Source organism: Agrobacterium sp. DKPNP3 (assembly GCF_052686535.1).
In genome coordinates this window covers 1-24,658 of the sequence record NZ_JBQYSN010000074.1, presented here as the reverse complement: position 1 = coordinate 24,658, position 24,658 = coordinate 1, and the positions used below count along the sequence as shown (strand labels likewise).

Genomic DNA, 24,658 nt, shown 5'->3' with positions numbered 1-24,658 from the left:
CGCGCCGAGTGGGCCCTTCGCCTTCGAGGGCGGCCTGCGGGCGCTGACGCCGCTTTCGCCGGTTCATCTTGTTGCTGAGAGGCGCCGGGAAGGCGTTCTCATCAGGTGGAAACGCCGGGGCAGGGTGGAGGCCGATGGTTGGGATGGGAGCGAAATTCCACTGGACGAACCATCGGAAACCTACCGCATCGAGGTGCTTGACGGAGCAATTGTCCGGCGGGTGGCGGACGTTTCAGAACCGCTCTGGCTTTACGCCACCGCCGCCGAACTCACAGATTTCCCGGCATTGCGGGATCACATTTCCGTGCGTGTCCGCCAGCTTGGCCGCGCGGTGCCCTGGGGCATGGCGGCGCAGGCCGTCCTGCCGACCTGACATGTGCCTGAAAAACAACGAAAAGGACAAGATTATGGACAGTACCAAAGCATGGTATCAATCCCGCACCATCTGGGGCGCGCTGGTCGCGGTTTTCGCACCGCTCTTCGGCATCGCCGGGCTGCATCTGCCAGCGGGGCTGGAAGGCGAGCTTGCCGACGGACTGGTGACGGTCGCAGGCGGAATTGGCGGGCTGATCGCCCTTTACGGCCGGCTTTCGGCAACCAGAACCATCCGCTGACGTTGTCATCCGAAACGCCGTCTCCACCACCTGCCTTGGCGGCGGGGGCGGCATTCATTTGCCATTCAGACGCTTTGCGCTACATATTCGCTCACAATAAGGTTCGAGACGCACCCGGTTTTTGGAAGTTTGTAGAATGGCATCACCTCTCATCATCGCGACGCTTGCAGCCGGACTTTCCGGTTTCACGGCGCCCGAGGCTGATCTGCAGGGCCATTACATTCTCGCAGCCAGCGACTGTGGCGCAGCCGTTGCCCGCGTCGTGCGCGAAACCGGCGGTCAGCTTCTGTCTGTCTATCCTTCCGGCGATGGTCAGTCCTGTGTCGTCACCGTTCTTGTGCAGGGCAACGGAGAGCGCCCGCGCAAGGTGACGATGCGCGTGCCGATGTAGCTTGCCCGCATCGCCGAAATATCGGAGAACAAGCCAACACACGCAGCATGACCGGCCGCACATCCAGGCCGGGACGGAAGGAAAGGGCGGATAATGCGCATTCTCGTTGTTGAGGACGATGCCAATCTCAATCGTCAACTGACCGATGCCTTGAAAGAGGCCGGTTACGTGGTCGATCAGGCATTCGACGGCGAGGAAGGCCATTATCTCGGCGATACCGAACCCTATGACGCCATCGTTCTCGATATAGGCCTGCCGCAGCTGGATGGCATTACCGTCGTTGAAAAATGGCGGGCGGCCGGCAAAGCCATGCCGGTGCTCATCTTGACTGCCCGCGATCGCTGGAGCGACAAGGTGGCGGGCATCGACGCCGGCGCCGATGACTATGTGACCAAACCGTTCCATGTCGAAGAAGTGCTGGCCCGCGTGCGTGCGCTCATCCGCCGCGCTGCCGGACATGCCTCCTCGGAGCTGGTCTGCGGCCCGGTGCGGCTCGACACCAAATCCTCCAAGGCGACCGTCAACGGCACGACGCTGAAGCTCACCTCGCACGAGTTCCGTCTGCTGTCCTATCTCATGCATCACATGGGCGAGGTCGTCTCGCGCACGGAGCTGGTGGAGCATATGTACGATCAGGATTTCGACCGCGATTCCAACACGATCGAGGTGTTTGTCGGACGTCTGCGCAAGAAGCTCGGGGTTGATCTGATCGAGACGATCCGTGGTCTCGGTTACCGGATGCAAGCGCCGGCAGATGCGAAGTAATTCTCTCACCGCCCGCGTTCTGCTGCTCGCCTCGCTTTGGTCGGTGCTGGCGCTGGTGGTGATCGCCGTCGTGATTTCGACGCTATATCGGCAGGGGGTGGAGCGCAGCTTTACCGATCTGCTGCGGGCGCAGCTCTACAACGTCATCAATTCCGTCACGATCTCCAACGAGAACACGCTCGCCGGCAGCCCGCAGCTTGGCGATCTCCGTTTTTCGCAGCCTGATACGGGCTGGTACTGGGTCGTGGAGCCGCTCGGCAATTTCCAGACCGCACCGCTGGTGTCTTCGTCGCTCGGCGTTTCCACCCTGCCGGTGCCGAGCATTCTCGATGCACCCTTCGACAACAGGTACGAGCGCTTTTATACGGTGACGGATGAAGCCGGTAATCAGGTTCGGGTGGGGGAAACCGAGGTCGTTCTGGACGGCGAGGGCCGTGCCGCGCGGTTCCGCGTCTCGGGCAATCTCAATGTCGTGGAAGACGATGTTCGCGACTTTTCCAACAGCCTTTATCTGGCGCTGGCCGTCTTTGGTGTCGGCAGCCTCGTCGTCAACGGCCTTGCCATTCTCTACAGTCTGCGGCCGCTCGATCAGGCCCGGGTCGCGCTTGGCAAGATCCGGGGCGGTGAGGCGGAAAGCCTCGAGGGCGAGTTCCCGCGTGAAATCCAGCCGCTTGCCAATGAGGTCAATGCGCTGATCGACAGCAATCGAAGGCTCGTGGAGCGCGCGCGCATGCAGGTCGGTAATCTCGCCCATTCGCTGAAGACGCCGATTGCCGTTCTCCTGAACGAAGCCCGCACGCTCGATCCGCAGCATGGTGATCTCGTGCGCGCTCAGGCGGATGCCATGCAGGCCCAGGTGCAATCCTACCTCTCGCGTGCCCGCATTGCCGCCCAGCGCGGCTCCATTCTTGCCCGCGTGGAGGCCGAACCGGCGCTGGAGAGACTGGTGCGGGTGATGCGCCGCCTCAACCCGGACAAGCAGTTCATTTTGAACATAGACCAGGCCGGTGCGGTGCTTGGCATGGAGCAGCAGGATCTGGAAGAGGTCGTCGGCAATCTTCTGGAGAATGCCGCGCGCTTTGCGCAGACGCGGGTGGTGATCACGCTTGGCGCCGGGACACACCCGTCTTCCGATGCCGAAATCGCCCGTCGCGCCTGGGTGGAACTGACGGTGGAAGACGATGGGCCAGGGCTGGAGCCGGAGCAGATCAGCGAGGCCATGAAGCGCGGCCGCCGCCTTGACGAGAGCCGGCCGGGAACTGGTCTCGGATTGTCGATCGTTTCCGAGGTGGTGTCAGAGTACCATGGCCGCTTCTCGCTGTCGCGGAGCAACATCGGCGGCCTGAAGGCCGACCTGATTTTGCCCGGGCTTTCGAAAGAGCTTGCGTGAGCCGCGAAAAAAGGCAAGAGATTCAATGCCGATATATTGGGTGCGATGCAGTAGAAAGAGGACAGGGTTTGGTTGACGTTTACGATGGCTGCCGTTCCGTGACGATGCGTTCACTGGTGTCACGCCCGGCACTTCTCTCCATCCTGTGTGTCTCGATGCTGAGCGCCTGCACCACCACCGGCACCCGCCCATCCGGCGGTGGCCTGTTCGGTCGGTCAGCGCAACCGTCAACCCCCATTCTTGCCAATCTGCAGGGCGGCATTGTCGGACGAAGCGGCGTTGAGCTTGACCGTGGCGACCAGACGAAAGCGCTTGAAGCGGAGTATAAGGCGCTGGAAACCGCACCGGTCGGCACGCCGGTCTCATGGGCTGGCGATGACGTCAAAGGACAGGTGGTTGCCAATGCGCCCTATCAGGTCGGCAACCAGAACTGCCGCCAATATTCCCACACCTTGACGGTCGATGGACGCGAAATCAAGGCGCGCGGCGCTGCCTGCCGCAATGCCGACGGAAGCTGGTCGCCTCTCACCTAGAGCATTTCCAGCCGAAGCGTGTCGTCAAGTTTGACGTAAATCAAGGTCGCGGGCCTTCGACGGTGAGAAAAAGGGCGCGGCGCGACAGCCGAAACAGCATCTGCGGTGCGGCGTGATGTCTCAAATTCGCGTCATCCTCGCGCTTCATGTTTCCATGTCACGCGCATTCGAGTAATTGAGCCTAATGTTCTGGATTGTCGTTGCGATATTGACGGCGGCTGTTGCCCTCGTCCTGATGTATCCGCTGATGCGGAAAACCGAAGTGTCGCAGACGCGCCGCGACGGTGAGGTTGCCGTTTATCGCGACCAGCTGGCCGAACTCGATCGCGAACGCAAGGCTGGCCTGATCGGCGAAACCGAGGCCGAATACGCCCGCGCCGAAATCGGCCGTCGCCTGTTGGCCGCCGCCGAATCCGAGGAGAGGCCGGCAAAAGAAGACCGGCCGCGTCGATACAATCTCGCCGCAGGCTTCATCACCGCCCTCCTGCCGGCACTGGGTCTCTGTCTTTACATCTGGAACGGCAGTCCGGAGACGCCGGACATGCCGCTCGAGGCACGTCTCGCAAACCCCGGCAACGACATGAACCTTCTGGTTGCCCGCGCGGAACGGCATCTGGCGCAGAACCCCGAGGATGCCGCCGGATGGGATGTTCTGGCGCCGATCTATTTCAAGATGCAGCGCCTTGGCGACGCCGAGCTCGCCTATCGCAATGCCTTGCGCATTGCCGGACTAAGTGCCGAGCGATTGACGGGCCTTGGCGAAACGCTGGTGGCGGGCAATGACGGTGTCGTCACTGACGCTGCAAGGGACGCCTTTGCAGAGGCCGACCGGCTGAGCCCCGGTAATCCGCGCACCCGTTTTTATCTGGCGCTGGCGCTCGAACAATCGGGCAAGTCTGAGGAGGCTCAGTCGGCCTTTACGGCACTTGCCGCCGCTGCACCCGCCGGTGCTCCGTGGCTGCCATTGGTGCAGGAACATATCGCCCGTACTGGCGGAAAAGCCGGGACAGGGCCAACTGCCGCCGATGTGGCTGCTGCCAATGACATGGCGCCAGCCGACCGCCAGGCGATGATCGAGGGCATGGTTGCGACCCTCGATGCCAAGCTGAAGGAGAACCCTGATGATGTTGAAGGGTGGATGCGGCTCATGCGCGCTTATTCCGTGCTGAAGAACCAAGCCAAGGCTGGTGAAGCCTTGCGGGACGGCCTGCAGGCTTTCCCACCGGAGGGCGAAGAGGGCAGGCAGCTTCTGGCGCTGGCAAAGCAACTCGGTGTTTCCGCCGGGCCGATCCGCCCCACCGGACAACAGGATGCCGCGCCGCAGGGAGTGACGCAATGACCCGCAAACAGAAACGGCTGGCGATCATCGGCGGCGGCATGAGTTTCATCGTGGCGGCCGTTCTGCTGGTCATGTTCGCTTTCGGGCAGTCCATCGCCTATTTCTACATGCCTGCCGATCTGGAAAAGACGCCAGTCAATCCCGGCACGCGTATTCGTCTTGGCGGTCTGGTGGCCGAAGGCTCCATCAAGCGCGGCGAGGGACGCACGGTCAGTTTCACCGTCACCGATGGCGAGGCGACCGTGCCGGTGAGCTATACCGGCATCCTGCCGGATCTCTTCCGTGAGGGGCAGGGCGTGGTGACGGAGGGCATGTTCGATGCCGCCACGCACGGTTTTGTAGCCGACAGCGTTCTGGCCAAGCACGACGAGAATTACATGCCAAAGGAAGTGGCGGACAGGCTGAAGGACAAGGGCCTCTGGCAGCAAGAGGAGGGCGGAAAGCAGCCCGCCGACGCGGTCTCAGGCGCAGCCTCTTCCGCCGACAAGACCGGAGCGACCCGATGATCAACGAGATCGGCCATTACGTCCTTGTTCTGGCGCTTGGCGTGGGGATGATCGTCTCGATCCTGCCCGTCATCGGCGCGCGCCGCAATGATCGTGCCTTGATGGACGTTGCGTCCATCGGCTCCGTCCTGATGTTCCTTTTGGTCGGTCTGTCTTTTGCAGCGCTGACGCGAGCTTATGCGGTTTCGGATTTTTCCGTGCGCAATGTCTGGGAAAATTCGCATTCTCTGATGCCGATGCTCTACAAGCTGACCGGCGTGTGGGGCAACCATGAAGGATCGATGCTGCTGTGGCTGCTCATCCTCGTGTTCTTCAGCGCACTCGTCGCCACCTTCGGCCGCAACCTGCCGGAAACGCTCAAAGCCAATGTGCTTGCCGTTCAGGCCTGGATTTCCGTCGCCTTCCTGTTGTTCATCCTCCTCACCTCCAACCCCTTTCTGCGGCTGGCCCGGGTGCCGGCCGAGGGGCAGGACCTGAACCCGATCCTGCAGGATTTCGGTCTCGCCATCCATCCGCCGTTGCTCTATCTCGGTTATGTCGGCTTTTCCGTCTGTTTCTCCTTCGCCGTTGCCGCCCTTCTGGAAGGGCGCATTGATGCGGCCTGGGCCCGCTGGGTGCGGCCTTGGACGCTTGCTGCCTGGACCTTCCTGACGGCCGGTATCTCCATGGGCTCCTACTGGGCTTATTATGAGCTCGGCTGGGGTGGCTGGTGGTTCTGGGATCCGGTGGAAAACGCCTCCTTCATGCCGTGGCTTGCCGGCACGGCGCTCTTGCATTCGGCGCTCGTCATGGAAAAGCGAGAGGCGCTGAAGATCTGGACCGTGCTTCTGGCGATCATGACCTTTTCGCTGTCGCTGCTCGGCACCTTCCTCGTGCGCTCCGGCGTGCTGACCTCGGTCCATGCTTTCGCCACCGATCCGAGCCGCGGCATTTTCATTCTCGGCATCCTCACCGTTTTCATCGGCGGCGCCTTCGCGCTTTTCGCCTGGCGGGCGCCGACGCTGAAGGCCGGCGGCCTCTTCGCGCCGATCTCGCGTGAAGGTGCACTTGTCCTCAACAACCTTATCCTGACGGTTTCGACCGCGACCGTCCTGATCGGCACGCTTTATCCACTCATCCTCGAAACCCTGACGGGCGAAAAAATCTCGGTCGGTGCGCCTTTCTTCAACCTGACCTTCGGCTTGCTGATGATCCCGATCCTGATCGTGACGCCATTCGGCCCGATGCTGGCCTGGAAGCGCGGCGATCTTCTCGGCGCTTTCCAGCGGCTTTATGTGGCCGCTGCTATTGCGGCTCTGGCCGGGCTGACGCTGTGGTATATCGAAAATGGCGGTCCGGTGCTTGCAGCCCTCGGTATCGCCGCCGGTTTCTGGCTGATTCTCGGCGCGCTTGCCGATCTGTGGTATCGCGCCAATTTCGGAAAACTCGCTTTCGGGATCGCGTTTCGCCGCCTGAAAGGCCTGCCACGGTCGGCCTTCGGCACGGCGCTGGCGCATATGGGTCTCGGCATCACGGTGCTCGGCATCGTCATCGTCACCACCTATGAGACCGAAACGGTGCTGGAGATGAAACAGGGCATGGTGGCGGAAGCGGGCGGCTACAGCCTGACCTTCGACGGCATCCGTCACGCCGTCGGCCCGAACTTTACTGAAGATCGCGGCCATTTCACCGTGCGCAGGGCGGGCGTCGAGGTGGCCGATGTCTGGTCCTCGAAGCGACTCTATACCGCGCGGCGCATGCCGACGACGGAGGCAGGCATTCTGACCTTCGGTCTCAGCCAGCTCTATGTGTCGCTGGGCGACCCCATGGCGGATGGCGGCATGGTGGTGCGCATCTGGTGGAAGCCCTTCATTCTCTGCATCTGGGGCGGCACGCTTTTCATGATGGCGGGCGGCGTCATCTCGCTCTCCGACCGGCGCTTGCGGGTTGGCGCGCCCACCCGCAAGGCAAAGCCAGTGCCGGCGGCGATGCCGGGAGCGGCGGAATGAGCAGGCTCGTCGTCAGGCTGACTTTTCTTCTGACCGTCCTGTTCGCGGCCGTTTCGCCCGCCAGCGCCTTCAACCCCGACGAGGTCCTGAAGGACCCGGTTCTCGAACAGCGCGCCCGTCATCTTACCTCGCAGCTGCGCTGCATGGTCTGCCAGAACCAGTCCATCGACGACAGCAATGCGGAGCTCGCCAGAGACCTGCGGGTGCTGGTGCGCGAGCGGATCGTCGAAGGTGACAGCGACGAGGCGGTCATCGATTACGTTGTGTCGCGCTACGGCGAGTTCGTGCTTCTGAAGCCGCGCCTCAGCCTGCGCACGATCCTCCTGTGGGGCGCGCCGATCGGCCTCACACTTGCGGGCGTTCTTGCGGTCTTCATCTTTTCCCGCCGCCGGGTCACGCTGGAGCAACCGAAAAAACTCAGCGCTGACGAAGAGGCGAAAATCAGAGATCTACTTGAAAAATAAACGTTTTTCTTTTTTCGGATAGGTTCTTTTTCAACATTACGGATTTTTCATTCCTCAGACACTTCGCTGTAAGGTGCCGCCTCCTATATCTTCATCATCCACCGCTTCCCCGGTCACTCGGGTTCCAGTCTGAATGAAGAAAGAAGGTACACCATGTCTCATTCGCAAAACGGCCATTCCTCGCTGAAGACGGCCCTGAAGGCCACGACCGTTGGCGGTCTTGCTGCGCTGATGCTCTCGACCGGTCTTGCCGCGCCTATCCTGCATTCCTTCGCCGCCCCTGTCGAAGTCACGGCGCCGCAGGTTCCAAGCTTTGCCAATGTGGTCGACGCCGTATCGCCCGCCGTCGTATCGGTTCGCGTGCAGTCGAACGTGCAGCCTGCTTCCGATGACTCCAGCAACTTCTCCTTCAACTTCGGCGGCCGTGGCCTCGACCAGCTGCCGGACGACCATCCGCTGAAGCGTTTCTTCAAGGAATTCGGCGGCCCGAACCAGGATCGCTCGGACCGTGGTCCGAACCGCCACCGTGACGGCAAGGGCCCGCTGCGCCCCGTCGCTCAGGGCTCCGGCTTCTTCATCTCCGAAGACGGTTACGTCGTCACCAACAACCACGTCGTGGATGACGGCTCGGCTTACACCATCGTCATGAATGACGGCACCGAACTCGATGCCAAGCTGGTCGGCCGTGATCCGCGCACCGATCTGGCGCTGCTGAAGGTCGATGTGAACCGCAAGTTCACCTATGTGAAGTTTGCCGATGACAGCAAGATCCGCGTCGGCGACTGGGTCGTCGCCGTCGGCAACCCGTTCGGTCTCGGCGGCACGGTCACCTCGGGCATCATTTCCGCCCGTGGCCGCGATATCGGCTCCGGCCCTTACGACGACTACCTGCAGATCGACGCTGCCGTGAACCGCGGTAACTCGGGTGGCCCGGCCTTCAATCTCAATGGTGAGGTTGTCGGCATCAACACGGCGATCTTCTCACCGTCGGGTGGCAGTGTCGGCATTGCCTTCGCCATTCCCTCGTCCGTTGCCAAGGAAGTGATCGCCGACCTGCAGAAGGACGGTAAGGTCGAGCGTGGTTGGCTCGGCGTGCAGATCCAGCCTGTGAGCAAGGACATTGCCGAATCGCTTGGCCTTTCCGAAGCGAAGGGCGCACTCGTCGTTTCGCCGCAGTCCGGCTCTCCGGGCGACAAGGCCGGTATCAAGCAGGGCGACATCATCACCGCCGTCAATGGTGAGACGATCAAGGACGCCCGTGACCTCTCGCGCCGCATCGGTGCCATGGCGCCGAACAGCAAGGTCGAGATTTCGCTGTGGCGCAATGGCAAGTCGCAGTCCGTCAACGTCACGCTCGGTGATCTGGCCAGCGATGAAGCCTCCAAGTCCGCACCGAGCCAGGGTGACGACAAGGGCGGCCAGTCCTCCAGCGATAAGGTTCTCTCGAGCCTCGGCCTGACGGTCGCACCCGCTGAAGATGGAAATGGCCTTGCCATCACCGATGTCGATCCCGACAGCGATGCCGCTGCCCGTGGTCTGAAGACGGGTGAGAAGATCACCTCGATCAACAACCAGCAGGTAACCTCCGCCGCCGATATCGAGAAAATCCTCGAGCAGGCCAAGAAGGACGGACGTTCCAAGGCGCTGTTCCAGATCCAGACAGATGACGGCAGCCGCTTCATCGCTCTGGACATCGACCAGGGTTGATAGGCTGAAACGCAATGCCGGCTTCCTTGGGAGGCCGGCGTCGCTACGGATCATGTCTCGCTATAGGAACGAGACAAGGAATGTGGAGCGAGTGCGCACCGCTTGTTTCTTCTCCCCGCCGGGGAGAAGTCCGCGGCAGCGGGATGAGGGGGCGAGGGTAGAGATATTCGGCAACGCTACCCCCTCATCCGATCCTTCGGGCCACCTTCTCCCCGGCGGGGAGAGGAAACTCAGCCGCACCGGCCCAATCCATAGACGATTGCCCGTCTTGAAGCGCAATGGTGCCAGAAACCAGGTCTTCGGAGGAAACCTCATGGAAAACAAAGTTCAGGAAGTTACTCCCGCATCTGTTTCCAGTTGTACGGAAATGGGCGAGGGCGCTATTGTCCCGCACATGAAGATTCTTGTCATTGAAGACGACCTCGAGGCTGCGGCCTATATGACCAAGGCGTTCCGCGAAGTCGGGATCGTTGCCGATCATGCCAGCGACGGTGAAAGCGGCCTGTTCATGGGCTGCGAGAATGCCTATGACGTGATGGTAATCGACCGCATGTTGCCGCGCCGCGACGGACTGTCCGTCATCAGCGAGCTGCGCCGCCGCGGCATCGAGACGCCGGTGCTGATCCTGTCGGCGCTGGGTCAGGTCGATGACCGCGTGACCGGCCTGCGTGCGGGCGGCGACGATTATCTGCCAAAACCCTATGCCTTTTCCGAACTGCTCGCCCGCATCGAGGTGCTTGGCCGCCGCAAGGGCAAGCCTGAGCAGGACATGATTTATCGCGTTGGCGATCTTGAGCTTGACCGACTGTCCCACGATGTGCGGCGTGGCGGCAAGGAAATCCTGTTGCAGCCGCGCGAGTTCCGCCTGCTCGAATATCTGATGAAGAATGCCGGGCAGGTCGTGACCCGCACCATGCTTCTGGAAAACGTCTGGGATTACCATTTCGACCCGCAGACCAACGTCATCGACGTGCATGTCTCGCGTCTGCGCTCGAAGATCGAGAAAGATTTCGAGAAGCCGCTGCTGAAGACAATTCGCGGTGCAGGTTACATGATGAAGGACGAGGGCTGATTGGCGAAAATGGCCCGCCTCAGAATTTTGTTCAGATCGACGGCAGTGCGCCTTTCGGCGCTCTATATCCTGCTTTTCGCGCTCTGTGCCGCATTTCTGGTCTTTTACGTCACAGCGCTTTCAGAACGCCTGTTGAACCAGCAGACGCGGGATGCTGTGCTGCAGGAAGTCTCCGATGTCCAGCGCGTCTATAATCGTGGCGGCATCAATCCGCTGCTGCGGATGATGGAGCGCCGCGCCCGCCAGCCGGGGGCGAGCCTTTATATCATCGCCGGGCCGAACGGCGAAATCCTCGCTGGCAACGTCGCGTCCGTGCAGCCGGGCGTTTTCGACAAGGAGGGCTGGACGGGTTTCCCCTTCCGCTACGAGCGCTATTCCGAAAGCGGCGACAGCGTGCAGCACCTCGCCACCGCAAATGTCTTCGTGCTTGATAACGGCCTGCGTATCCTGATCGGCCGCGATCTGGGTGAACCGACGAAGTTCCGGGCGCTGGTGCGCAACGCCCTGATGGTGGCTCTTGCGATCATGAGTGGCGGTGCTTTGCTCATCTGGTTCGGCATTGGCCGCAATGCCTTGAAGCGCATCGACCGCATGTCGGCGGCGACGAAGAAGATCATGGCGGGTGATCTATCCCAGCGTCTGCCGGAAGGCCGCTCGGGCGATGAATTCGACCGGCTGTCTGGCTCACTCAACGCCATGCTCGGCCGCATCGAAAAGCTGAATGAGGGCCTGCGACAGGTCTCCGACAACATCGCCCATGACCTGAAGACCCCGCTGACCCGCCTGCGCAACAAGGCGGCGGCAGCCCTGGATGACGCCGACGAGACCAAGCGGCGGGCCGCGCTGGAAGGCATCATCGCTGAATCCGACCAGCTCATCCGCACCTTCAACGCGCTGTTGATGATCTCCCGCGTCGAGGCCGGTTCGATTGCCGCCGAAATGACCGATGTCGACGTGTCAGCGATTGCCGCCGACAGCGCCGAACTTTATGAGCCTGTTGCTGAGGATGCCGGTCTCGTATTGGAAACCCAGATCGAGCACGGGCTCTCCGTAAAAGGAAATCGTGAGCTGATCGGCCAGGCGCTCTCCAACCTCATCGACAACGCCATGAAATATGCCTGCGAGGCCGAGGGCGACAAAAAACTGGTCGTTCGTCTGGCAAGAGAGCCGGAGGCGATCGTGCTTTCCGTTGCCGATAACGGTCCCGGCATCCCCGCCGACAAGCGCGGCGAAGTGCTGAAACGGTTCGTCAGGCTGGATGAAAGCCGCTCCAAGCCGGGCACGGGGCTTGGCCTCTCGCTGGTGGAAGCCGTGATGGAGCTGCACGGCGGATCATTGCTGCTCTCGGACACGGATGCCACCAACACGGCCTGTCCGGGACTGACCATTTCGATGGTTTTCCCCATTCCAAAGCCTTAGCGGACATACCTGCGGTTCTAGCACCCTCATATTCATGCGCGGAGACATGTTTGAGGCCGCCGCAGGTACATGAGCACGGGTATCCGGTCGTCGATATCAGGTGCGCGGGGGCAGGAACATGTGCCTGAAGCTCTGAAAACCCGCCCCCGCTCATGCGCGGCCTGATTTCCCCGCTCAGAAAGTATAGGACATGCCGATCATGGCAAATGGCTGGATATCCTTCTTCGACAGCGGACTGTCCTTGGCGTCGCCAATCAGGAAACCAACGCCACCCATTCCCGTGATCGCCCAGTTTTCCGTCAGCAAATAGGAAACGGAAGCGCTGGCATCGATGCGCTTAAATCCCGCCTTGGCGTCATAGCGGCGCAGGCCGGAGCGGGCGGATTGTGCCGAGGTCACGCCAAAATAGGATTTCATGTGTTTGTCGTCGGCCCAGGTGGCGGAGAGGTCGGCACTGAGGATGAACTGGTCGACCTTGTGCGACACGCTTGCGCCGATGGTCGCGGTCAGGCCTTCGCTGCCGCCAATGGTCTTGTCGACCTTGGTATAGATTTCGAAGGGCTCGACGTCATAGGCGATGATGCCCCCGATCACGCCGCCGGCCTTGACGTCGCCGAGACCACGCAGGTTCTTCCGGTCGTCCTTTTCCTTTCGGCCCGCTTCCCAGCCACCTTTGATCCCAAGCCTGAAACCGCTCTGGTTGAGGAGGTTGACTGTCACGCCGCTGAAATTGATGTTTAGGAAATCTCCGTAATCGACGAAAACCATCGGCACGGCCCCCATTTCCGGCTTGTCGGAACCCTCGTATTTCGGCGCATAGGCCGCACCGACCCCGAGCGTGATTTTCCATTCGCTGGAATTGCTGTAGCGGGCATCGTCGAAACCCGTGCCCGGATCCGCAACGCGGTCCGACTTGCCGATATCGGCAGCGAAAGCAGGCGCGTTGACCGCCTCGGCTATCGGCAGCGCGGCAAGGCAGAGCGCCGCAGTCAGCAGGTTTTTCTGAAATTTCATCTTAAAAATCTTCGTCATGATCCAATCCGTTGCGGCACCACACCTCGGAAACCTGGGAACCGGGTTTCGTTGAGGATGACGCTACGCGGGCACAATTGCGGAGACATTACGTGGTGCCGTGCATGATAAAACATCGCCGTCGGCGGTTTTCTGATCGCAAAGCGTCCGGCATTTGTTACAACGCCAGAGAGGCGCGTCGGCTTGCTTTGCTGGTCGGGCGGAAGAGGGAGAGAGACAGTGACGAAACGGGAAACCGTCGAAAGACGGCTGAGCGAGGTTCTGCCGGGCGCGATCCGCCCCTATACGCAGACGGAACTGAAATCCGTTCTTTCGACGCTGAAGGATATCGGCAAGGCCGAGCCGGCGGTCGCCGCGCTGATGGCCGAAGAAGGCCCGTTGAAGGACTTCATTGCCAACGCCTTTACTCTTTCTCCCTACCTGCGCGACATGGCAGCGGCGGATGAAGGCCTGCTGTCGCTGGCAATGTCGAAACCGCTTGAGCCGCTGCTGACCGATCTGGTTCGTGAGGCGCGCGACTGCTGGAAGCCGCGGGAAGATGGTGGCACACCGAGCGAAGCCGAGGTGATGTCGCGGTTACGGATCGCCAAGAGGCGCCTGTCTTTTATCGCCGCCCTTGCCGATCTCGCCCGCATCTTCACCGCCCGCGATACGACACGCTGGCTGAGCGACATGGCGGATGCCTCGCTCTCGGCGACCATCGACCACCTGCTGCTGTCGGCTCATGAGAGCGGCAAGCTCAAGCTGAAAAATGTCGCAGCGCCCAGCGAGGGTTCCGGGCTGATCGTGCTCGGCATGGGCAAGCTCGGCGCGCGCGAGCTTAACTATTCCTCCGATATCGATGCCGTCGTGTTCTTTGAGCCTTCGGCCGGCATCATGGACGATCCCTATGATGCCACGGAGAATTTCGGCCGTATGATGCGCCGCCTCGTGCGCATCATGCAGGAGCGTACCGCCGATGGTTATGTCTTCCGCACCGATCTCAGGCTGCGGCCAGACCCTGGCTCGACGCCGCTCGCCATTCCCGTGGAGGCGGCGCTGCTTTATTACGAGGGCAGGGGCCAGAACTGGGAACGGGCAGCCTATATCAAGGCACGGCCGGTGGCAGGCGATATCAAGGCGGGCGAAAACTTCCTGCGCGAGTTGACGCCCTTCATCTTCCGCAAATATCTCGATTATGCGGCAATTGCCGATATCCACTCCATCAAGCGCCAGATCCACGCCCATAAGGGCCATGGCGCGATTGCGGTGAAGGGCCATAATGTCAAGCTCGGGCGCGGCGGCATCCGTGAGATCGAGTTCTTCGCCCAGACCCAGCAGCTGATCGCAGGCGGCCGCATGCCGCCGCTGCGTGTGCGCGCGACCGAGGAGGCGCTGGCGGCACTGACCGAGGCAAAATGGATCGACGCCGAAACCCGCGACAGCCTGACGGAAGCCTATTGGTACCTGCGGGAAGTCGAACACCGCATCCAGATGGTGCGCGACGAGCAGACCCATGTGCTGCCGGACACGGAAGCCGAATTGAAGCGCATCGCCTTCATGCTGGGTTTCGAGGACACCAAGGCTTTTTCGGACAAGCTGGAAGAAGTGCTGCGGCTGGTGGAGCGGCGCTATTCGGCGCTGTTCGAGCAGGAGGTGAAGCTGTCGGGCGAGGCCGGCAATCTCGTTTTCACCGGCCAGAAGGACGATCCAGATACGCTGAAGACGCTCTCCACGCTTGGCTTTCAGCGGCCGGAGGATATCTCCCGTGTCATCCGCACCTGGCACAATGGCCGTTACCGGGCGACGCAATCCGTCGAGGCGCGCGAGCGGCTGACGGAACTGACGCCTGACCTGCTGCGCGCCTTCGGCGAAAGCAAACGGGCCGACGAGGCGCTGCTGCGCTTCGATAATTTCCTCTCCGGCCTGCCGGCGGGCATTCAGCTCTTCTCGCTGCTCGGCAACAACCCGGCGCTGCTGTCGCTGCTGGTGACGATCATGTCGTCGGCCCCGCGTCTGGCCGAAATCATCGCCGCCCGCCCGCATGTCTTCGATGGCATGCTCGACCCGGCTTTGATGAGCGACGTGCCGACACGCGACTATCTCGCCCACCGCATGGGCAACTTTCTCTCCAACGCCCGCCATTACGAGGATATTCTCGACCGGCTGCGCATTTTCGCCGCCGAACAGCGGTTCCTCATCGGCGTCAGGCTGCTGACCGGCGCGATCCGCGGCGAGGTCGCCGCCCGCGCCTTCACCCACCTTGCCGATCTGGTCATCGAGGCGGCGCTGAATGCGGTGCTTTCGGAGATGGAGGCGGCGCACGGCACCTATCCCGGCGGGCGCGTTGCCGTCATGGGCATGGGCAAGCTCGGCTCCTTTGAGCTGACGGCCGGTTCGGACGTCGATCTCATCCTGCTCTATGATTATGACGACACCGCTCATGAATCCACCGGCGCAAAGCCGCTGGATGTGGTGCGTTATTTCACCCGCGTCACCCAGCGGCTGATTGCCGCCCTGTCAGCGCCGACGGCGGAAGGCGTGCTCTATGAGGTGGACATGCGGCTTCGACCCTCCGGCAACAAGGGACCGGTGGCGACCCGCATCTCAGCCTTCGAGAAATACCAGCGCGAGGAGGCCTGGACCTGGGAGCATATGGCGCTATCGCGCGCCCGCCTCGTCTGCGGCGAAGACACACTGATGGAGGATGCACGCCGCATCATTGCCTCCATTCTATCGCAGAAGCGCGATCTGGCGAAGGTTTCCGCCGATGTGCTGGAGATGCGAAACCTCATCGAGCAAGAGAAGCCGCCGGAGAACATCTGGGACTTCAAACTCATCAATGGCGGGTTGATCGACCTCGAATTCATCGCCCAATATCTGACGCTTGTGGGCCCGGTGAAGGGCCTTGCCGCGCACGAACCCGGCCGCAACACGGCTGAGGCGCTTCAGATGCTGGCCGCGCCCGTCATGGAGCCGCAGGCCTTCGATGACTGCATGGCGGCGATTTCGCTCTACACCGAAATTTCGCAGATCGTGCGGCTGTGTATCGATGGTGCCTTCAACCCGAAGGAAGCACCGGCTGGATTGATCGATCTTGTGTGCCGGGCGGGGGATTGCCCTGACATTGCGACGCTCGAGGGCGAGGTGAAGCGACTGTCGAAGGCGGTGCGGAGGGGGTTTGTGGCGGTGGTGAAGAATGGCGGGTAGGGTTGGTGGGTGCTACACCCCCCTCTGCCCTGCCGGGCATCTCCCCCACAAGGGGGGAGATCGACCAGCGGCAATCGCTCGATAATCTCAAACGTTGTGAATTTCTCGGGGAGCATCCTTCTAGCTGATCTCCCCACCTGTGGGGGAGATGCCCGGCAGGGCAGAGGGGGGTAAACCACACCCACCAAGCTTCAATGCACCGTCCCACACCGCCCCGCCGCGTGCGGAATAATGATCGTCACCACCGTCCCACGCCCCTCACACGAGCGGATCTTCATCGTCCCGCCATGCAGCTTCACCAGGGAGCGGGAAATTGCCAGCCCCAGCCCCGAGCCGCCCTGGCTCTTGGCATATTGGCTCTGCACCTGTTCAAAGGGCTGGCCGATCTTTTCCAGCGCCTGTGTGGGAATGCCGATGCCGGTATCGGCGATGGTGAGGATCATCGCGGCCTCATGCACGTGGGTGCGCAGCGCAATGCTGCCGCCATTGCCCGTAAATTTCACGGCGTTGGAAAGCAGGTTGAGCATGATCTGCTTCATGGCGCGGCGGTCGCCCTGCATGGTGAGGCCAGCGCAGACCTTCTGCTGCACGGTGATGTTCTTCTGTTCGGCCTGGATGGCCGTCAGCCGCAGGGTTTCCTCGATCAGCGGCGCGAGATCGATTGTCTCGCGGTTGATGCGCATGTGGCCCGCCTCGATCTTCGACATGTCGAGAATATCGTTGATGACGTTGAGCAGATGCTTGCCGCTGTCATGGATATCGCGCGCATATTCAGAATATTTCGGAGAACCGACCGGGCCGAACATCTCGTTCAGCAGGATTTCCGAGAAACCGAGGATGGCGTTGAGCGGCGTGCGCAACTCGTGGCTCATATTGGCCAGGAATTCCGATTTCGCCCGGTTTGCTGCCTGGGCGCGCTCTTTTTCGGCAAGGTAGTTGGCGTTGGCGTCGGAAAGCTCGGTTTTCTGGCGCTCCAATTTGTGCTGCGAGGCCGAGAGATCGCCAATGGTAGCCATCAGCCGGCGCTCGGAATCGCGCAGTCGTTCCTGATGGCGCTTGAGAAGCGTGATATCGGTGCCGACAGAGACGAGGCCACCGTCGCGGGTGCGGCGTTCGTTGATCTGCAGCCAGCGATTATCGGCGAGCTGCACTTCCGTTGTGCGGGACAGGCCGGACTGGTCCGCATCGGCAACGCGGCGTTCGACGACAGGGCGGGCGGCGGCGGCATGGACCGTGCTTTTTTCGGTCCCGGCCACAAGCACGCTGTCCGGCAGGCCATAGGCCTTCTGGTAGTGGGTGTTGCACATCACGAGGCGATCGTTCTTGTCCCACAGAACGAAGGCTTCCGAGGTGGATTCGATCGCGTCTGCGAGGCGCTGGTCGGCCTCTGCATAACGCTGGGCAAGACGGTGCTGCTCGGTGACGTCCATGGCGATACCAATGACACGCGGACCGTTATTCGTGCGGATGACCTGCGCACGGGCCCGCAGCCAGACATAATGACCCTTGGAATGGCGCATGCGGAAAATCTGGTCGATCTGGCGCAGGTTGCCGCAGCCGACGGCGCGGGCAAGTTCATAGAGATTGCCGTCTTCGGAATGCATCATGCGGGCTGCGTCGGAAAAGGAGAGCGGCGCTGCCTTTGGCGGCATACCCAGAATTTCATAAAGCGAACCGGACCAGAACATGCGGCGGCTGGAAAGATCGAAATCCCACAGGCCGCAGCGGCCGCGCGACAGCGCCGTTTCCACCCGCAAGTTGGATTCCGCAAAGATGTCGTCCGCGTCGCGGGCGCGCTTCACCTGCATGTAATAGGCATAGAGGACGACGAGCAGGATCGATGAAATGCCGGCAAAGAGCGTCACGTTCATGGCGATTTCGCTGCGCCAGAAGGAGCGGATCGGCTGCAGCGAGCGCGCCGCGATCACCATCGCGCCGTCATCGCCGAACGGGATCATCGTCGCATAATGCTGCTGGCCATCGATATTGGTCTCGATGGTGCCGGGCGCACCGGGAAAACGCTGTACGATAGCGATCTCCGGCAGCAGGGCAGGCAGCGAGGTGCCGACATACAGCATCGCTTCCTCGCCCGCACCGGCGAAGATGCGGCCGTTGCTGCCCGATAGCAGCACCATCGTGCCATCAGCCAGGCTGCCGGACGGAAGGGCAGCAACAAGGCTCGCTTCGGCACCGGCGCGATCCTGTGCGGCAAAGACCGCGCCCTTGTTGAGAAGCGCTGCCTTGGCGGTGAGTGCCGTCAGCGCCGTGGAGTGGCGGGCGGCCTCTTCCATACGGCCGTATTCTGCCGCAATGCCGAGCATGCGCGAGGCCGCAACGACCACGAGGAAGGCAAGGATGAGAATAGGAATGAGACGCTTCAACAGGGTCTCGACCTGCGGCGCCGGACGGTCGGCGCCATTCATCAAACCCATGAGGTCGCTGGAAAGCCTTTCGCCCCAGGCCGCAAGATCAGAAAATTTGGCATACGGCCGCTCATCGCCCGCAGTCGCCCGCCGCACGTTCGTCATTGTCCCGCCTTTAGATATCCCCACTGATTCGAAGCGCCGCCGCTCGAATATGCCTAATGAATCAAATGCGATTCGCCCTGTCCAGAGGCAAAAGTTAAAAGAATTTTAACCCCTTGAACCGACTCCGTATTTTTTCGGGACAATTGGACACCGTTTCTCGCAAGCCGGGTTTCGCGAAGAAAATCAGTGGGCCGGCACCCTGCTATCTGCTGTTGAGGGACAGGATTTGGGCACCGTCAGATCCCATCGAAGGCATCGAGGGCAGGGCCGAGTGCTGCGATGACGCCGTTTCCTGCGGCGGGAAGGCCGGTCAATATGGCGCTGACAATGTCGTCGCGCGTCGCACCGTGGGCCTTGGCCTCCATCACATGAAAACCAATGCCGCTTTCCAGCCGGAGCGCTGCCAGAATGCCAATGTAGATCAGACTTTGCGTTTTCTCGTCCAGCGTCGACGCAGCACCCAGAGCCTGCACTGCCTGAAACCAAGCCGCCTTGTGGGCTGGCGCATCGGTCATGAAGCGCTGAAACGAAGCGCTGGTTCTGGACATGTCGGTCATTTCTTTTCCTCTTCGTTCAAAGGGCCGACTGCAGCCCCACTGCCTCTGATGATGTCGCTGAACGCAGGCCGCCGCCTTGATGGAAATCAAGACGGCGTCGCGGAGGAGGTCGCAATAATGGCTATTCGCGGCAATCAGCCTTGCAGGATACGCCCGACGATGTCGCTTACATCGGTCGAGAGCCCTTTTGCCGCAGCGATGCTTGAAAGTGCGGCTTTCGCATGCTCTGCACGGCCGGGCTCCAGCGAGCGCCAGGAGCGCATGGAGGTGAGGATGCGGGCGGCGAGCTGCGGGTTGCGCTTGTCGATCGCGATGATCTGCTCGGCGAGGAACCGATAGGCTGCGCCATCGGCACGGTGGAAGCCGGTCGGGTTCGAGAAGGCGAGCGTGCCCACCAGCGAACGTACCCGGTTCGGATTGGTCGCAATGAAATGTTTCGACTTCATCAGCTTCTTGATCCGTTCCAGCGCGCCTTCCCCGGGAATGGCAGCCTGCAGCGAGAACCACTTGTCGAGCACCAGCGCATTGTCGGCAAAACGTTTCTCGAAAGCGGCAAGAGCTTCCTGCGTTTCGGCGCTGTCGGGGAAGCGCTGCGTCAGGACACTCAGCGCATAGGCGAGATCGGTCATGTTGCCGGCGCTCGCATAGGCCTTGGCGGCCCGCTCCGGCGTTGCCTCGGCGAAGGCGAGGAAGCTCAAGGCGCCGTTGCGCAGCGACCGGCGGCCCGCGCTCTCGGCGTCTGGGCTGTAGGCTGCATTATCGGCATCACCCTCAGCAAGTCGGCGAAGCGTTTCAAGTCCGGCGGTCGCGATCGCTTTTATCGTTTCGTTGCGCGCCTTGTGGATCGCGTCGGGATCGGTGTTGCCACCAAGTTCGCGGGCAATATCGGTTTCACTTGGCAAGGCAAGCGCCTGTGCCCGGAAGGCGGGTTCCAGCGTGTCGTCGCCGATGATTTCGATGAGCGTCGCAGAGAGAGCCGAATCCGCGCGGACCTCTTCGCCTTTTTGCACGGCCTTTGTGGCAGCAGTGAGCGCCGGCAGGGCAAGGTCGGTCAGCGCCTGGAAACGAGCGAGCATGTCCGTCTCATGCCGGGCGATCTGCACCAGATCAGCCGCATTCTGCTCGAAATGCAGATTGATAGGCGCGGAGAAGCTGCGGTTGATCGACAGCACCGGGCGCGAGGAAATACCGGAGAAGGAGAAGGTCTGGTTGCGCTCCGTCAGGTGCAGCACGCCATCGCGATACTCACCGCCTTCCACGGCCTGCGGTTCGGCGATCTGGCCATTATCGAGGATCAGCGCTAGAGACAGCGGAATGTGGCGCGGCTGTTTCACCGGCTGGCCGGGTGTCGGCGCGGTGGTTTGCTCGAGCGTGAGTTTGAACGTCGATTTGCCAGCGTCATAAGCCGAGGAAACCGAGACAAGCGGCGTTCCGGCTTGCGTGTACCACAGCGAAAACTGCGACAGATCGCGGCCGCTGGCGTCAGAAAAGCTCCTGACGAAATCCTCGACCGTGGCCGCTTCACCGTCATGACGCTCGAAATAGAGGTCCATGCCCTTCTTGAAGTCGTCAGCGCCGAGGATCGTGGCGATCATGCGGGTGACTTCGGCACCCTTTTCATACACGGTCGTCGTGTAGAAGTTGTTGATTTCGCGGTATGTATCCGGACGTGGCGGGTGCGCCAGCGGGCCGGAATCCTCCGGGAACTGCTCGGATTTCAGGTGGCGCACATCGGCGATGCGCTTGACCGGACGCGAGCGCATGTCGGCGGAAAACTCCTGGTCGCGATAGACCGTCAGGCCCTCCTTCAGGCACAGCTGGAACCAGTCGCGGCAGGTGATGCGGTTGCCCGTCCAGTTGTGGAAATATTCATGCGCGATGATACGCTCGATATTGGCGTAATCCGCGTCGGAGGCGGTTTCCGGGTCGGCCAGCACGAATTTGTCGTTGAAGACGTTGAGGCCCTTGTTCTCCATCGCGCCCATGTTGAAATCCGACACGGCGACGATCATGAAGATATCGAGGTCATATTCGCGGCCGAAGCGCTCTTCGTCCCATTTCATCGAACGCTTCAGCGCGTCCATGGCATAGGCCGCACGCGGCTCCTTGCCGTGCTCGACGTAAATCTTCAACGCCACGTCGCGGCCGGACATGGTGGTGAATGTGTCTTCGACCACGCCGAGATCGCCGGCGACGAGTGCGAAAAGATAGCTGGGCTTCGGATGCGGATCGAACCAGGCCGCGAAGTGACGGCCTTCATCGTAATTGCCGCCGCCGAGGAAATTGCCGTTCGAGAGCAGCAGAGGGTTGCCTTCCTTCGCCGCGATGATCGTCACAGTGTAGGGCGCAAGCACATCGGGACGGTCGGGGAAATAGGTGATGCGGCGGAAACCTTCCGCCTCGCACTGCGTGCAATAAACGCCATTGGTGCGGTAAAGCCCCATCAGCTGCGTATTGACCTGCGGATTGATGTAATTGGTGACGCAAATCTCGAAGGGGGATTCGGCCGGGAGGTCGCGGATGGTCAGGCTGTCGGGCGTGGCGTCATATTGATCGGCGGGAAGCTCCACCTGATCGAGCAGCAGGCCCGAAAGCGTCAACTCGTCGCCATCGAGAACCAGGGGCGCCTGCCGGTCAGCGCCCTCTCGGCGGTGGAAAATCAGACGGGCTTCGACCTTCGTGTTCTTGGGGTCGAGTTCGAAGGTGAGATCCACCCGCTCCAGAACGAAATCGGTGGGGCGGTAATCTGCCAGGTGAACGATCTGGCCCGTGTCTGTTCGCATGACTATCCCTGAATAACTTGGCGTGGTCTTCCCGGCATCATGTCGTCATAAGGCCCGGATGTAAAATCGGTAGAGTATTCGTCACGTTCATGTGCGCGTCGGAGGACATTCTGTCCCGCCCTGGAAGGCTTTGCCGGCCATGCAGACGATCCTCCCGCCGCCGGACCATGGGACCATCGCAGCAAATGTTGAACGATTGCTGAAATTATATTTTATTTTCTTTAAATTTTAGCACCTGCGACTTTTGGTCTGTGACCATCCCGTGAGCCGGGCAAACGAAGCTTCCCCAGATCAACCGAATTCATGGGTAAATAACATTTTTTGCTGTAAAGCCTCGGAAGAATGCTCTAGCCTTGAGGCATCCACTTCTCCTGCGTCGTCCTTTCCCGCATGAAAATCCCCCGATGGCGTGTCTGTGCAGCCGATATGAGTAACTGCCAATGAACGCCGAACCGATGAATCCCTTTCGTGGGATTAGCATGAAGCTGATTTCGGTCGGCTTCTTTCTCGTCATGCAGACCTGTATCAAGGCCGCAGGCGATGTGCCGGCCGGCCAGATCACCTTCTTCCGCTCCGCCTTCGCCATTCTGCCTATCGTCGTTTATCTCGCCTGGCTGCACGCGCTGGCAAGCGCGCTGCACACCAACAATCTTCTCGGCCATTTCAAGCGCGGTTTTCTCGGCATTCTTTCCATGGTCTGCGGCTTTTACGGGCTGACCATGTTGCCGCTGCCGGAATTCATCGCCATTGGTTATGCCTCGCCGCTGCTCGCGGTCGTTTTTGCCGCCTTCATCCTGCGCGAAAAAGTGCGCGTTTATCGCTGGAGCGCGGTCTTCGTTGGCATGATGGGCGTGCTGGTCATTCTGTGGCCGAAGATGACGCTTTTGAAGGAAGGCGGCTTTGCCGCGGGCGAGGGGCTGGGCGCCATCGCCGTGCTGTGCGGAGCGGCGTTGGGCGGACTGGCGATGATCCAGGTGCGACAGTTGGTGGAAACGGAGAAAACGCCGACCATCGTGCTCTATTTCTCGCTGACTGCCACCCTGCTGTCACTGCTGAGCGTGCCGCTTGGCTGGAGCGCGCTGACGATGACACAGGCCGTGCTGTTGATCACCAGCGGCATCTGCGGCGGCGTGGCGCAAATCTTCCTGACGGAAAGTTACCGCCACGCGGAAGTCTCCGTCATCGCGCCCTTCGAATATAGCTCCATCGTCTTCGGGATCGCCGTCTCCTACATCTTGTTCGGCGACATCCCCACGGCGACCATGCTGATCGGCACAGCGATCGTGATCCTCGCTGGCATCTTCATCATTTTCCGCGAGCATCAACTGGGCTTGGCAAGACGCGCGGCACGCAAGGCCTCGACGCCGCAGGGGTGATGGACATTTGCTTTGGGTAGGCCAGCGCTGGCCGAATTGTCTTTCCGTCATTCCGGCCTTGAGCCGGAATCCATCCGACCCGCGTCTGCGCGGCGAGGAGAGCCTTTTCGGCCCTAGGACCTGGGCTGGCTGGATGCCGGATCAAGTCCGGCATGACGAAGAGCTACGATCGTTATAAACCACAAAAGCAAAAGGCGCCTTCCCGAAGAAAGACGCCAGCGCGCAATCATATCTATCGACCGAGCCTGAGCTGGCCTGAGTGCTTCTCAGCGCTCGCGGAAATCCGCAAAGACGGCCGAGGGACGTGTCACGCGGACCTGCTGCATGGCAGCGCGTGCGGTCATCTGTTCGTTTGCGGCAGCGCCGAAACGGTGGTAGCCCTGACTGGAGCGGGCGCCGAGGCCTGCCAGGCGGAGCGTTTCAAAGCCGGAATGTACCGGACGGAAGCGAGTGGTCATTGCCTTGGTTCCTTTAACCGAATTCCTCCCAAGACATGGTTGGTATATCGCAGCGCAGCATGGATTCGGCAAGCTGGCCAAATGCGCCGCTGTTATGCGTAATCCGCATGGCTTTCTTCATAAATCATTTACATTGAACAGTAATGAGGCAGTCAGGCTCTGGCTACTTTCGCTTGAAATGCCAATAAATCCTGCCATGCCAATGACTTACTGGCTGGCGCGTTCAGCAGTTCCTGCGGATGCAGGCTGGCGAGCGCCGGCAGAATCAGGTGGCCGGCTGCGACATCACGCCACTGTCCGCGCATGGTATGGATGGTGCCGGTGCCGCCGAAGAAGAAACGTGCGGTGAAGTTGCCGAGAAGCAACAGGTGTTTCGGCTCCGCAAGCGCAATCTGACGCTCGATGAAGGGGCGGCAGATATCCATTTCGGCCTGGGTCGGCGGGCGGTTGCCAGGCGGCCGCCAGGGAACGACGTTGCCGAGCATGATAGTGCTGCGCTCGAAACCGATGGCTGCGAGCATGCGATCCAGCAGCAGGCCGGCTTTGC

21 protein-coding genes are annotated in these 24,658 nt (G+C 61.2%); 15 read left to right on the top strand and 6 right to left on the bottom strand.

Annotated features, from left to right (window positions below):
- From ACUTJJ_RS18490 to ACUTJJ_RS18430, 13 genes are all read left to right on the top strand, one after another.
- Nucleotides 1–373, top strand: a 373-nt coding sequence (locus ACUTJJ_RS18490; protein WP_445543028.1) for a hypothetical protein, incomplete at its 5' end; no start/stop codon positions are given.
- 34 nt (nt 374–407) lie between these two features.
- Nucleotides 408–614 (top strand): hypothetical protein, encoded by a 207-nt coding sequence (locus tag ACUTJJ_RS18485; protein WP_063951112.1) that lies wholly within the window; start codon nt 408–410, stop codon nt 612–614.
- A gap of 136 nt (nt 615–750) precedes the next feature.
- Nucleotides 751–1,005, top strand: a complete 255-nt coding sequence (locus ACUTJJ_RS18480) for a hypothetical protein (RefSeq protein WP_003497070.1) — start codon at nt 751–753, stop codon at nt 1,003–1,005.
- Between the two features lie 93 nt (nt 1,006–1,098).
- Nucleotides 1,099–1,770 carry a response regulator transcription factor gene (locus ACUTJJ_RS18475; RefSeq protein ID WP_003509815.1) on the top strand — a complete coding sequence of 224 codons (672 nt, stop codon included), beginning with the start codon at nt 1,099–1,101 and terminating at the stop codon, nt 1,768–1,770.
- Complete coding sequence (locus ACUTJJ_RS18470) at nt 1,760–3,160, top strand: ATP-binding protein (protein ID WP_063950969.1); 1,401 nt, start codon at nt 1,760–1,762, stop codon at nt 3,158–3,160. The genes ACUTJJ_RS18475 and ACUTJJ_RS18470 overlap by 11 nt, the downstream gene beginning before the upstream one ends.
- Nucleotides 3,161–3,264: 104 nt before the next feature.
- Complete coding sequence (locus tag ACUTJJ_RS18465; RefSeq protein WP_296066436.1) at nt 3,265–3,693, top strand: hypothetical protein; 429 nt, start codon at nt 3,265–3,267, stop codon at nt 3,691–3,693.
- A gap of 184 nt (nt 3,694–3,877) precedes the next feature.
- Nucleotides 3,878–5,032 carry a c-type cytochrome biogenesis protein CcmI gene (gene ccmI, locus ACUTJJ_RS18460; RefSeq protein WP_445543029.1) on the top strand — a complete coding sequence of 385 codons (1,155 nt, stop codon included), beginning with the start codon at nt 3,878–3,880 and terminating at the stop codon, nt 5,030–5,032.
- Complete coding sequence (gene ccmE, locus ACUTJJ_RS18455) at nt 5,029–5,538, top strand: cytochrome c maturation protein CcmE (protein WP_445543027.1); 510 nt, start codon at nt 5,029–5,031, stop codon at nt 5,536–5,538. The genes ccmI and ccmE overlap by 4 nt, the downstream gene beginning before the upstream one ends.
- Nucleotides 5,535–7,526 carry a heme lyase CcmF/NrfE family subunit gene (locus ACUTJJ_RS18450; RefSeq protein WP_445543026.1) on the top strand — a complete coding sequence of 664 codons (1,992 nt, stop codon included), beginning with the start codon at nt 5,535–5,537 and terminating at the stop codon, nt 7,524–7,526. Before ccmE ends, ACUTJJ_RS18450 begins: the two co-directional genes overlap by 4 nt.
- On the top strand, nt 7,523–7,990 hold the full coding sequence (locus ACUTJJ_RS18445; protein ID WP_144575175.1) for a cytochrome c-type biogenesis protein: 468 nt from the start codon (nt 7,523–7,525) through the stop codon (nt 7,988–7,990). Before ACUTJJ_RS18450 ends, ACUTJJ_RS18445 begins: the two co-directional genes overlap by 4 nt.
- A gap of 153 nt (nt 7,991–8,143) precedes the next feature.
- Complete coding sequence (locus ACUTJJ_RS18440; protein ID WP_063950974.1) at nt 8,144–9,697, top strand: Do family serine endopeptidase; 1,554 nt, start codon at nt 8,144–8,146, stop codon at nt 9,695–9,697.
- 313 nt (nt 9,698–10,010) lie between these two features.
- Nucleotides 10,011–10,769 (top strand): response regulator transcription factor, encoded by a 759-nt coding sequence (locus tag ACUTJJ_RS18435; RefSeq protein WP_273545423.1) that lies wholly within the window; start codon nt 10,011–10,013, stop codon nt 10,767–10,769.
- A 9-nt stretch (nt 10,770–10,778) separates the two neighbouring features.
- Nucleotides 10,779–12,188, top strand: coding sequence for a sensor histidine kinase (locus tag ACUTJJ_RS18430; RefSeq protein WP_063950975.1), 1,410 nt, complete (start codon nt 10,779–10,781; stop codon nt 12,186–12,188).
- Between the two features lie 174 nt (nt 12,189–12,362).
- Here ACUTJJ_RS18430 and ACUTJJ_RS18425 read toward each other — a convergent pair whose 3' ends face one another.
- The gene (locus tag ACUTJJ_RS18425) at nt 12,363–13,220 is read right to left on the bottom strand and encodes a MipA/OmpV family protein (RefSeq protein ID WP_445543025.1); all 858 of its coding nucleotides are present in this window, start codon (nt 13,218–13,220) and stop codon (nt 12,363–12,365) included.
- Between the two features lie 219 nt (nt 13,221–13,439).
- Between ACUTJJ_RS18425 and ACUTJJ_RS18420 the strand changes: the two genes are divergently transcribed.
- Nucleotides 13,440–16,409: a bifunctional [glutamine synthetase] adenylyltransferase/[glutamine synthetase]-adenylyl-L-tyrosine phosphorylase gene (locus tag ACUTJJ_RS18420; protein ID WP_445543024.1), complete on the top strand. Its 2,970-nt coding sequence runs from the start codon at nt 13,440–13,442 to the stop codon at nt 16,407–16,409.
- A 191-nt stretch (nt 16,410–16,600) separates the two neighbouring features.
- On the opposite strand, the gene ACUTJJ_RS18415 is transcribed toward ACUTJJ_RS18420, so the two are convergent.
- The 3 genes from ACUTJJ_RS18415 to pepN form a co-directional block, all read right to left on the bottom strand.
- Entirely contained in the window at nt 16,601–18,937 is a 2,337-nt protein-coding gene (locus ACUTJJ_RS18415) for a PAS domain-containing sensor histidine kinase (RefSeq protein WP_063950979.1), read from the bottom strand.
- A 236-nt stretch (nt 18,938–19,173) separates the two neighbouring features.
- A complete protein-coding gene (locus tag ACUTJJ_RS18410; RefSeq protein ID WP_063950980.1) occupies nt 19,174–19,494 on the bottom strand; it encodes a carboxymuconolactone decarboxylase family protein in 321 nt (106 codons plus the stop codon).
- 134 nt (nt 19,495–19,628) lie between these two features.
- The gene (gene pepN / locus ACUTJJ_RS18405; RefSeq protein ID WP_445543023.1) at nt 19,629–22,277 is read right to left on the bottom strand and encodes an aminopeptidase N; all 2,649 of its coding nucleotides are present in this window, start codon (nt 22,275–22,277) and stop codon (nt 19,629–19,631) included.
- Between the two features lie 440 nt (nt 22,278–22,717).
- Here pepN and ACUTJJ_RS18400 point away from each other — a divergent pair, with 440 nt between their 5' ends.
- Nucleotides 22,718–23,653: a DMT family transporter gene (locus ACUTJJ_RS18400; RefSeq protein WP_063950982.1), complete on the top strand. Its 936-nt coding sequence runs from the start codon at nt 22,718–22,720 to the stop codon at nt 23,651–23,653.
- A gap of 266 nt (nt 23,654–23,919) precedes the next feature.
- Here ACUTJJ_RS18400 and ACUTJJ_RS18395 read toward each other — a convergent pair whose 3' ends face one another.
- Nucleotides 23,920–24,111, bottom strand: coding sequence for a hypothetical protein (locus ACUTJJ_RS18395; protein WP_063950983.1), 192 nt, complete (start codon nt 24,109–24,111; stop codon nt 23,920–23,922).
- A gap of 152 nt (nt 24,112–24,263) precedes the next feature.
- Nucleotides 24,264–24,658, bottom strand: a 395-nt coding sequence (locus ACUTJJ_RS18390) for a uracil-DNA glycosylase (protein ID WP_445543022.1), incomplete at its 5' end; no start/stop codon positions are given.